This is a genomic window from Amycolatopsis sp. NPDC000009, from assembly GCF_055563465.1.
Genome location: NZ_JBVHDI010000032.1, coordinates 61,518 through 70,237, shown reverse-complemented (window position 1 = coordinate 70,237; position 8,720 = coordinate 61,518). Strand labels below are relative to the sequence as shown.

The following is an 8,720-nucleotide window of genomic DNA, read 5'->3' as shown; positions in this document are numbered from 1 at the left end:
AAATACTTGCTCTCAAAGGAACCTCAAACGAGGTTCAAATACATAAGCTCTACTGGCTTAGTTCACTAGCACACTGTTGAGTTCTCAAGCAACACGCTTTGCTTCAAGCGATATTCACAAGCTTTGGTCGAGCATGCCGAATCCTACGCTGTTAGTCGTAGGGAGTCGGCGGCCGCTCGTGGGCCGACGCTGAACATTACCTGGTCCGGTTCGCGGTGTCAACCCGCTCGGCCCTGGTTCCTTGCCTCGGGGCTTTCGGCCCCGGCGGCCCGGTGTTCCTGGCGACGAAAAGAAGATTACATGCCCCGGAACCCCCTGAAAACAGGGGGGTCACTTAACGACATCGCCGCAGGTCAGCCGGTATGCACCACCGTCATCCGACGGTCTTCAGGTAGCGGGGCGGTTTGCGGGCGGGCGCGACGCGTTCGAAGTCGGCCGCGTAGGCGAGCACTCGGGCGTCCGCCCACTGCCCCGCCATGAACGAGACACCGACCGGGAGCTCGCCGACGAACCCGGCGGGCACGGTCACCGCGGGGTAGCCCGAGACCGCGGCCGGCGTGGACGACGGGATCACGTCGTTGTCGCCGGTCTTGCAGTCGGTCTTCCAGGCGGGCGGGTTCGTGGGCGCGGCGATCGCGTCGAGGCGGTACTTCGCGAGGGTCTCGTCGAGCGAGCGTTTCGCCAGATCGGTGAGCTCGCGGCGCATGGCCTGGTAGCCGGGATCGGACGGGCCGGGCGCGGCGAGCGCCTGTTCGAAGAGTTCCTGCCCGGCGAAGCAAGTCTGCTCCAGCGGGTCGGACCGGTTGTATTCGATGAGCGCCGCGAGGTCGCGCGGCCCTTCGGGACGCGTGGCCAGGTAGCGATCGATGTCCCGGTGGAACTCGGTGAGCAGCGCCGGGAACTCCAGTTCGCCGAGCCTGGCCTGGTACGGCGGCGTCACCTCGACGACTTCGGCACCGGCCTTGACCAGCGAATTCCTGGTCTTCGTCAGCACCGCGTCGACGTCCGGGCCGAGGACCGGCAGGCGCCAGAGACCGATCCGGGAACCTTTCAGCACACCGGGCCGGAGGTGCGCGGCGTAGTCGGTCGGCTGGTTCGGCGGGTACGCGCCGGTGGCGGGGTCACTCGGGTCGCGACCTTGGAGCGCGGACAGGGTCAGCGCGACGTCGACGACGTGCCTGGCCATCGGGCCGGCGGTGTCCTGTTCGGCCGAGATCGGCACCACGCCGGTTCGGCTGACCAGGCCGAGGCTCGGTTTGTGTCCCACCGTCGCGGTCATCCCGGCCGGGCAGACGATCGAGCCGTCGGTCTCACTGCCGATCGCGACCTGGGCGAGTGACGCGGCGACACCCGCGGCGGATCCGGCGGACGACCCACATGGGTTGCGATCGAGCACGTACGGGTTGTTCGTCTGCCCGCCGACGCCCGACCACCCGGAAGTGGGTTTGGCGGCGCGGAAGTTCGCCCATTCGGACAGGTTCGCCTTGCCGAGGACTACCGCGCCCGCGTCACGCAGACGGCGGATCAGGGTCGCGTCCTTGGCGGGCTTGCTGCGCAGCGCGCGCGACCCGGCCGTCGTCTGCTGGGAGCGGGTGTCGACGTTGTCCTTCACCAGGACGGGGATGCCGTCCAGCGGACCGCGCGTCTTGCCGGCGCGACGCCGGACGTCGCTCTCCGCGGCTTGCGCGATCGCGGCCGGATTGACCGCGATGACCGCGTTGACCTTCCGGTCGACCTTGTGGATGCGATCGAGATAGGCCGAGGTCAGGCCCACTGCGGTCAGCCGGCCGGAGGACATCTTGGACTGGAGCGCCGGGATGTCGGCGGCATCGAGATCGAGTGGTTTGCTGGTGGCGGACGCCGACGGCGCGGCACTCGCCGCGATGGTCGCGGCGACCAATGTCGTCAGAACTCGGAACACCGGTCGCCGCACCATCAGGTCTCCTTCGTCTAGAGAACCGGAAGCAGGGTCCGCAGCTCGTACGGGGTCACCGCGCTGCGGTAGTTATCCCATTCAACACGTTTGTTGCGAAGGAAGAAGTCGTAAACGTGCTCTCCGAGCGCTTCGGGCAGAAGTTCCGATTTCTCCATCTCCGCCAGCGCCTCCCCGAGGTTCTGCGGGAGCTGGGCGTATCCGGCCGCGCGGCGCTCGGCGTCCGAGAGCTGCCAGATGTTGTCCTCGGCGGGAGGCGGGAGCTCGTAGCCCTTCTCGATGCCTTTGAGCCCGGCGGCCAGGATGACCGAGTACGCCAGATAGGGGTTGCACGCGGAGTCGAGCGTGCGGATCTCGACGCGGCGTGACGACGCCTTGCCTGGCGAGTACATCGGCACCCTGACCAGAGCGGAACGGTTGGCGCGGCCCCACGAAACGGTCGTCGGGGCCTCGCTGCCGCTGATCAGCCGTTTGTAGGAGTTCACCCACTGGTTGGTGACGGCCGAGATCTCCTTCGCATGGTGCAGCAGCCCCGCCACGAAGGCCTTGCCCGTCGCAGACAACTCGTACGGGTCTTCCGCGTCGTAGAAGGCGTTGCGATCGCCCTCGAACAGGCTCACGTGGGTGTGCATCCCGGAACCCGGCTGATCCGTGAAGGGTTTCGGCATGAAGGTGGCGCGGACGCCCTGAGTGAGCGCGACCTCCTTGACCACGTAACGGAAGGTCATCACGTTGTCGGCCATGGTCAGCGCGTCGGCGTACCGAAGGTCGATCTCCTGCTGACCGGGCGCGCCCTCGTGGTGGCTGAACTCGACCGAGATCCCCATCGCCTCGAGGGTCTCGATGGCGTGGCGGCGGAAGTGCGTCGCGGTCGCGTGGCTGGCTTGGTCGAAGTAGCCGCCGTTGTCCGCGGGCTCGGGCTCGCTGCCGTCGTCCGGCAGGTTGGAGAGCAGGAAAAACTCGATCTCGGGGTGGACGTAGCAGGTGAAACCGGCTTCGCCCGCCTTCGAAAGCTGCCTGCGGAGGACGTGCCGGGGGTCCGCCCAGGACGGAGAGCCGTCCGGCATCGCGATGTCGCAGAACATGCGCGCCGAGTACGGGCCGCCGTCCGGGGTCTCCCAGGGGAGGACCTGGAAGGTGGCCGGGTCGGGCTTCGCGACCATGTCGGACTCGTAGACGCGGGCGAACCCTTCGATGGCCGATCCGTCGAAGCCGATCCCCTCGCTGAAGGCGCCCTCGAGCTCGGCGGGAGCCACCGCGACGGACTTGAGAAACCCCAGCACATCCGTGAACCAGAGCCTGACGAAACGGATGTCGCGCTCTTCCAAGGTACGGAGCACGAACTCCTGCTGGCGATCCATGGCCGCACCCTAACGAGAACGTGTTAACGACATGTTTCGCGACGCGCCGATCCGCCGGAAGTGGTGGATCACCCCACGAGAACCGGTTCGGGTTTGGCCGCCTTGGTGATCGCCAGCGAAGCGACCGAAGCGACCACTGCGAGGCTCGCCGCGATGTACCAAGCGAGCGCGTAGCTGCCCGATGAATCGCGGATCGCGCCCGCGCCGAAGGCCGCGAGACCGGCGCCGAGCTGGTGGCTGGCGAAGACCCAGCCGAAGACGATCGGCCCGGCGGCGCCGTATTGCCGGACACAGAGCGCGACCGTGGGCGGAACCGTCGCCACCCAGTCGAGTCCGTAGAAGATGATGAACGCCCACATGCTCGGTTCCACCGTTCCGCTCAGCAGCTGCGGCAGGAGAGCGAGCGAAACGCCACGAAGGGCGTAGTAGACGCCGAGCAGGATCCTCGGATCGACGCGGTCGGTGAGCCAGCCCGAGGCGATCGTGCCGACGACGTCGAAGATCCCGACGAGGGCAAGCAGTCCGGCGGCGGTGGTCTGCGGCATGCCGTGGTCATGCGCCGCGGGCACGAAGTGGGTGCTGACCAGGCCGTTCGTCGTGGCGCCGCAGATCGCGAAGCCGACGGCGAGCAGCCAGAACGTCCTCGTGCGCGCTGCCGAGCCGAGTACCGAGAGCGCGCGGCGGACGGAACCACCCGTGCGGGTGGCAGGGGCGACTTCGCCGGGCTCCGCGCCGTAAGCGGTCAATCCGATATCGGACGGGTGATCGCGGACCACCAGGAGAACGACGGGCACGACGGCCAGTGCGGCGATGGCGATGACGAGCGACGCTGTCCGCCAGCCTTCGTCGACGGCGAGGTTCGCCACGATCGGGAGGAAGATCAGCTGGCCGGTGGCGCCCGCGGCGGTGAGGACCCCGGTGACGACGCCGCGGCTGCGGACGAACCAGCGGGCGGCGACCGTCGCGGCGAAACTCATCGCCATCGAGCCGGTGCCGACGCCGACCAAGACTCCCCAGCAAAGGATGAGCTGCCAGCTCGCGTTCATGAACACCGTGCCGCCCGCGCCGATCGCGACGACGAACAACGCTGTCGCGGCGACGCGGCGCATGCCGAAACGCTCCATGAGAGCCGCCGCGAAGGGCGAGAAGAGGCCGTAGAGGACGAGGTTCACCGAGACGGCCGACGCGATCGTCGCGCGCGACCAGCCGAACTCGTTGTGAAGCGGGTCGATGAGCACGCCGGGAGCCGCACGGAAACCGGCGGCGGCGAGCAGGGCGATGAATGCGGCGGCGGCGACGAACCACGCGCGGTGGAGCCGGGTCTCGGATTGCACGGATACAGCGTCGTGGGCGGCAACGCTCCACGAAAGCGGCCGGAAGGACACTGTGCGAAAGATTCGGGCCAAGCCATAGGCTTCGGTCATGCGCTGCCGTCACCTCGTGCCGGCGCTGCTGCTCACGATCGGGCTCATCGGCGGCTGCGCGGGGTCTCCCCCGCTGCCGCCTGCCCAGGATTACGTGAGCGCGGCGGCCGACTCCCTCGTCTCGTTGCGCAGCGTGCGGTTCACGCTCGGGGTGAACGGCGTCGTCACCGGCCTGCCGGTGCGCGGGCTCGACGGCGAAGTCAGCCTCGAGGGTGGCGCGGTCGGTAAGGCCGACCTGCAGGACGACTCCGGGCGGCGGAAGGTCGACTACCGGCTGTCGGGCTCGGAGATCACGCTCAGCGGGCCTGGCGGGAAGCAGGTGCTGCCGGCTTCGGCGCCGTACACGCCTGAAGCGATGCTCGGGCCTGAAGGCGGGCTTCGACGGCTGCTGACCGGGGCGACCGACCTGCGGGGCGAGCGGTGGGAGCGGGTGCAGGACACCGAGTCGTTCCGGATCGCCGCGAAGGTGCCGGCCGCGGTGATCGGCGGGATCGTGCCGGAGATCAAGTCGGACGTGTTCGTGAAACTGTGGATTTCGCGGGACGAGCCGCGGCGGCTGGTGCGGGTGTGGCTGCAGGTGCCGCCGACGAAGCCGGAGGAGTTCGCGGTGATGCTGGAGCTGGCGTTGACCAGGCATAACGCGGTGGCGGTCGGGCCAGGGCGGTAGCAAAGGTCCCTTGCTCCCCCTTGGCGAGAAATGCCTGGTCAGCGGGGGCGGTGGTAGCAAAGGTCCCTTGCTCCCCCGCTAGGAGCAGCGGGTGTCGGGGGCGGGTAGTGCGCCGTCGGTCAGGTAGGCGATGCCGGCTCTGTCGACGCACTCGTTCCCGTCGAGGAACACGGTGTGCTGAGCTCCCTCGAACGTGAGCAAAGCTCCCTTGAGGTCCCGCGCGAGGTTCACGCCGGACGCGTACGGAGTCGCGGGGTCGTCGGTGGTCGAGATGATCAGGGGCTTCGGCAGGCCGTCGACGTCCGGCTTGTGCACCTCCGAGGTGGCGGGCACGGGCCACACCGAGCAGATGTCGAGCTCACTCATGTCCGGGGTGCCGCCGGCGAGGAACGGCGCGCCCTGGAGCATCCGCTGGTGGGCGCTTTCGATGACGCGCCTGTCGGCGATCCGCCTGCTGTCGACGCAGCGGACCGCGAAGTACACGTCGAGGATGCCGGTGTACCGGCCGTCCGTCTCGCGGCCGTAGTAGTTGTCCGCGAGCGCGACCAGGGTTTTGCCGCTCCCCCGCTTCAGCTCGGCGAGCCCGTCGTTGAGGAACTTCCACGCGTCCTGCGAGTACAGCGCGGCGCTGGTCCCGGTGATGGCGTCCTCGAACGAGAGTTTTCGGGTCCCCGCGGGCACCGGTTCGGTGATCAGTGGCCTCACCAGGTCCTGGAACGCCTTCGTCACCGCGCCCGCGTCACGGCCCAGCGCGCACTCCGCGCGAGCGGCGCACCACTTGCCGAATTCGGCGAACGTGTTCTGGAAGCCCGCCATCTGCGTGACCAGCGATTCGGCGGTGTCGAGTTCGGGGTCGACCGCACCGTCGAGGAGCAGTGCTCGCACCTTGTCCGGGTAAGCCTCGGCGTAGGCGGTCCCGATCTGCGTGCCGTAGGAAAAGCCCAGGTAGGTGAGTTTCTCGTCCCCAAGGACTGAGCGCAGGACGTCGAGATCGCGGACCACGTCCCTGGTCCCGATGTTGGCGAGTAGCTCTTTACCGTGCTTCGTGCGCTCGGCGCACTTCGCGGCGTACGCCTTGGCGTCGGCGAGTTGCTTCGCGATCCCGGCGGGCGTCGAGTCGCTTTCCGAATCCTCACCGCGGTCCGCGTCGCGTTCGGCATCGGTGAGGCAGACGAGCTTCGGTTCACTGGTCCCCACTCCGCGCGGATCGAATCCGACGATGTCGAAGCGTTCGGCCAGCTCCGCCGCGGGGCGGGACTTCGCGATCCGCGCCGCGGCCGAGACGCCTGAGCCACCGGGGCCGCCCGGGTTGAGCACGAGGGAGCCGATCCGCCGGCCGGTGTCCTTCGTCTTGTGCCGGAGGACGCCGATCGAGATCGTCTCGCCGTCCGGCTTCAGGTAGTCGAGCGGCACGGCGAGCTTCGCGCAGTCGAACGCCTTGTCCGTATAGGAGGCGCATTCGCCCCACGCCAGCTTCTGCTCGGTGAACTTCTCGAGCGCCTTCGGGTCCGGAGTGGGTGACGCCGTGGTGGTCGGCGACGGCGCCGGCTGCGGCTGCTGCGTCGTGCACGAAGCGACGAGCACGGCAGCAACGAGCACGGCCGGGACGCGGCGAAGGCTCATCTCGCGATCTTCGCAGCGTCCCGTCCGCCCGGGGGTCTTCGCGCCGAACTCGTTACTTGGCGGCGCAGCGCGTGCCCTCGTCCGGCAGGGCGCCGTTCACCAGGTAATCGATGCCGATCTGGTCGACGCACGACACGCCCTGGAGGAACACGGTGTGCTGGTTACCCTCGAACGTGAGCAAAGCTCCCTTGATCGCTTTCGCGAGGTTGACGCCCGCCTGATACGGGGTCGCCGGGTCGTTCGTCGTCGAGATGACCAGCGTCTTCGGCAGTCCCTCGACGTTCGGCTGGTGCGGCTCGGACGTGTTCGGCACCGGCCAGAAGGCGCAGGCGTCACGAGCGGATCCGTCCGGCCTGCCGTCGTCGAGGAACGGCGCCGCCTCCGTGTACCGCTTCTGCGCGTCGAGGATCTTCGCCGGATCGGTGACCCGCGGGTCGTCGACGCAGCGGATCGCGACGAACGCGTCCTGTGTCGTCCCGTAACGGCCGTCGGCGCCGCGTTCGTTGTAGAGATCGGCCAGTTTCTCCAGGCCGTCGCCGCGCTGGCGCTTCAGGTCGTTGAGCGCGGAGTTCAGCGGCTCCCAGAGATCTTCCTGGTAGAGGGCCTGTATCACGCCTGTCGTCGCGTCCTCGTACGACAGTTTCCGGCCGTCGCTGACCGGCACCGGGAAGTCGATCAGCGGGCGCACCAGATCCTGGAACGCCTTCGTCACGCCGGCGGCGTCGCGCCCGAGGGCGCAGTCCTCGCGCGCGGCACACCAGTTCGAGAACTCCCCGAACGCCTTGCCGAAACCCTGCCCCTGCGCGACCAGCGACTCCACCGCGTCCTGCTCCGGGTCGACGGCCCCGTCGAGCACCAAGGCGCGGACGTTCGCCGGGAACGCCTCGGCGTAGGCGGATCCGATCCGCGTCCCGTAGGAGTAGCCGAGGTAGGTCAGCTTCGGTTCGCCGAGGACCGAGCGCAGGATGTCCATGTCCTTGACGACGTCACGCGTGCCCAGGTTCGCGAGCATCGCGGCGCCGTGTTCGGTCCGCTCGGCGCACTTCGCCGCGAAGTCCTGCGACTCGGTCTCCTGCTTTTTCACTCCCTCGGGTGAGCCGTCGGTCTCGCTGTCGTCCGCGCGGTCCGCGTCGCGTTCGGCGTCGGAGAGGCAGCGGACCTGCGGCTGGCTCGCGCCGATACCGCGCGGGTCGAAACCGACCATGTCGAAGCGTTTGCCCAGCTCGTTCGTCGCCGTCCGGGAGGCGAGACCGGCCGCGGCCTGCATCCCGGAGGCGCCGGGGCCGCCGGGGTTGACCACGAGCGCCCCAATCCTTTCGTCGGTATCCAGCGCCTTCCGGCGCAGCAGGCCGAGCGTGATCGAGTCGCCTTCGGGTTTCGCGTAGTCGAGCGGGACGGTCAGCCGCGCGCACTGTGCGTCCTTCACTCGAAACGCCGCTTTCGCGTCATCGGATGTCGCGTAGGGTGCACAGTCGGCCCAGGTCAGGCTCTGTCCGTAGAACTTCTCGAGTCCTGCGGGCACCGGTCCGGTCGGAGCGTGCGACTCGGTGGCCGGAGGCGGCGGCTGGGTTCTACCCTCTCCCGACGAGCACGCGGCGACGGTGACGGCGAGCAGGCCGGACAGCGTGATCGCGGCGAATCGACGGGCACGGGACCTGGCGCTGACATGAGTGGACACGGTTGGATCGTGCCATCGGCCGTGGAACTCGGCC

Annotated in this window: 6 protein-coding genes; 1 reads left to right on the top strand and 5 read right to left on the bottom strand. The window is 68.5% G+C overall.

Annotated elements, in window-relative coordinates; genetic code table 11:
- Positions 1-373: 373 nt before the first annotated feature.
- The 3 genes from ACZ3HL_RS42810 to ACZ3HL_RS42800 all read right to left on the bottom strand — a co-directional run bounded on the left by ACZ3HL_RS42810 (position 374) and on the right by ACZ3HL_RS42800 (position 4,628).
- Positions 374-1,936 (bottom strand): amidase, encoded by a 1,563-nt coding sequence (locus tag ACZ3HL_RS42810; protein WP_465537587.1) that lies wholly within the window; start codon positions 1,934-1,936, stop codon positions 374-376.
- A 14-nt stretch (positions 1,937-1,950) separates the two neighbouring features.
- Positions 1,951-3,294, bottom strand: a complete 1,344-nt coding sequence (gene glnA / locus ACZ3HL_RS42805; protein WP_016331613.1) for a type I glutamate--ammonia ligase — start codon at positions 3,292-3,294, stop codon at positions 1,951-1,953.
- Between the two features lie 68 nt (positions 3,295-3,362).
- Positions 3,363-4,628, bottom strand: coding sequence for an MFS transporter (locus ACZ3HL_RS42800; protein WP_465537585.1), 1,266 nt, complete (start codon positions 4,626-4,628; stop codon positions 3,363-3,365).
- Between the two features lie 88 nt (positions 4,629-4,716).
- On the opposite strand from ACZ3HL_RS42800, the gene ACZ3HL_RS42795 reads away from it, so the two are divergent.
- Positions 4,717-5,385, top strand: coding sequence for an LppX_LprAFG lipoprotein (locus ACZ3HL_RS42795; RefSeq protein WP_465537584.1), 669 nt, complete (start codon positions 4,717-4,719; stop codon positions 5,383-5,385).
- A gap of 78 nt (positions 5,386-5,463) precedes the next feature.
- Here ACZ3HL_RS42795 and ACZ3HL_RS42790 read toward each other — a convergent pair whose 3' ends face one another.
- On the bottom strand, positions 5,464-7,008 hold the full coding sequence (locus tag ACZ3HL_RS42790; protein ID WP_465537583.1) for an alpha/beta hydrolase: 1,545 nt from the start codon (positions 7,006-7,008) through the stop codon (positions 5,464-5,466).
- 52 nt (positions 7,009-7,060) lie between these two features.
- Complete coding sequence (locus tag ACZ3HL_RS42785) at positions 7,061-8,632, bottom strand: alpha/beta hydrolase (protein WP_465537595.1); 1,572 nt, start codon at positions 8,630-8,632, stop codon at positions 7,061-7,063.
- Positions 8,633-8,720 lie beyond the last annotated feature (88 nt).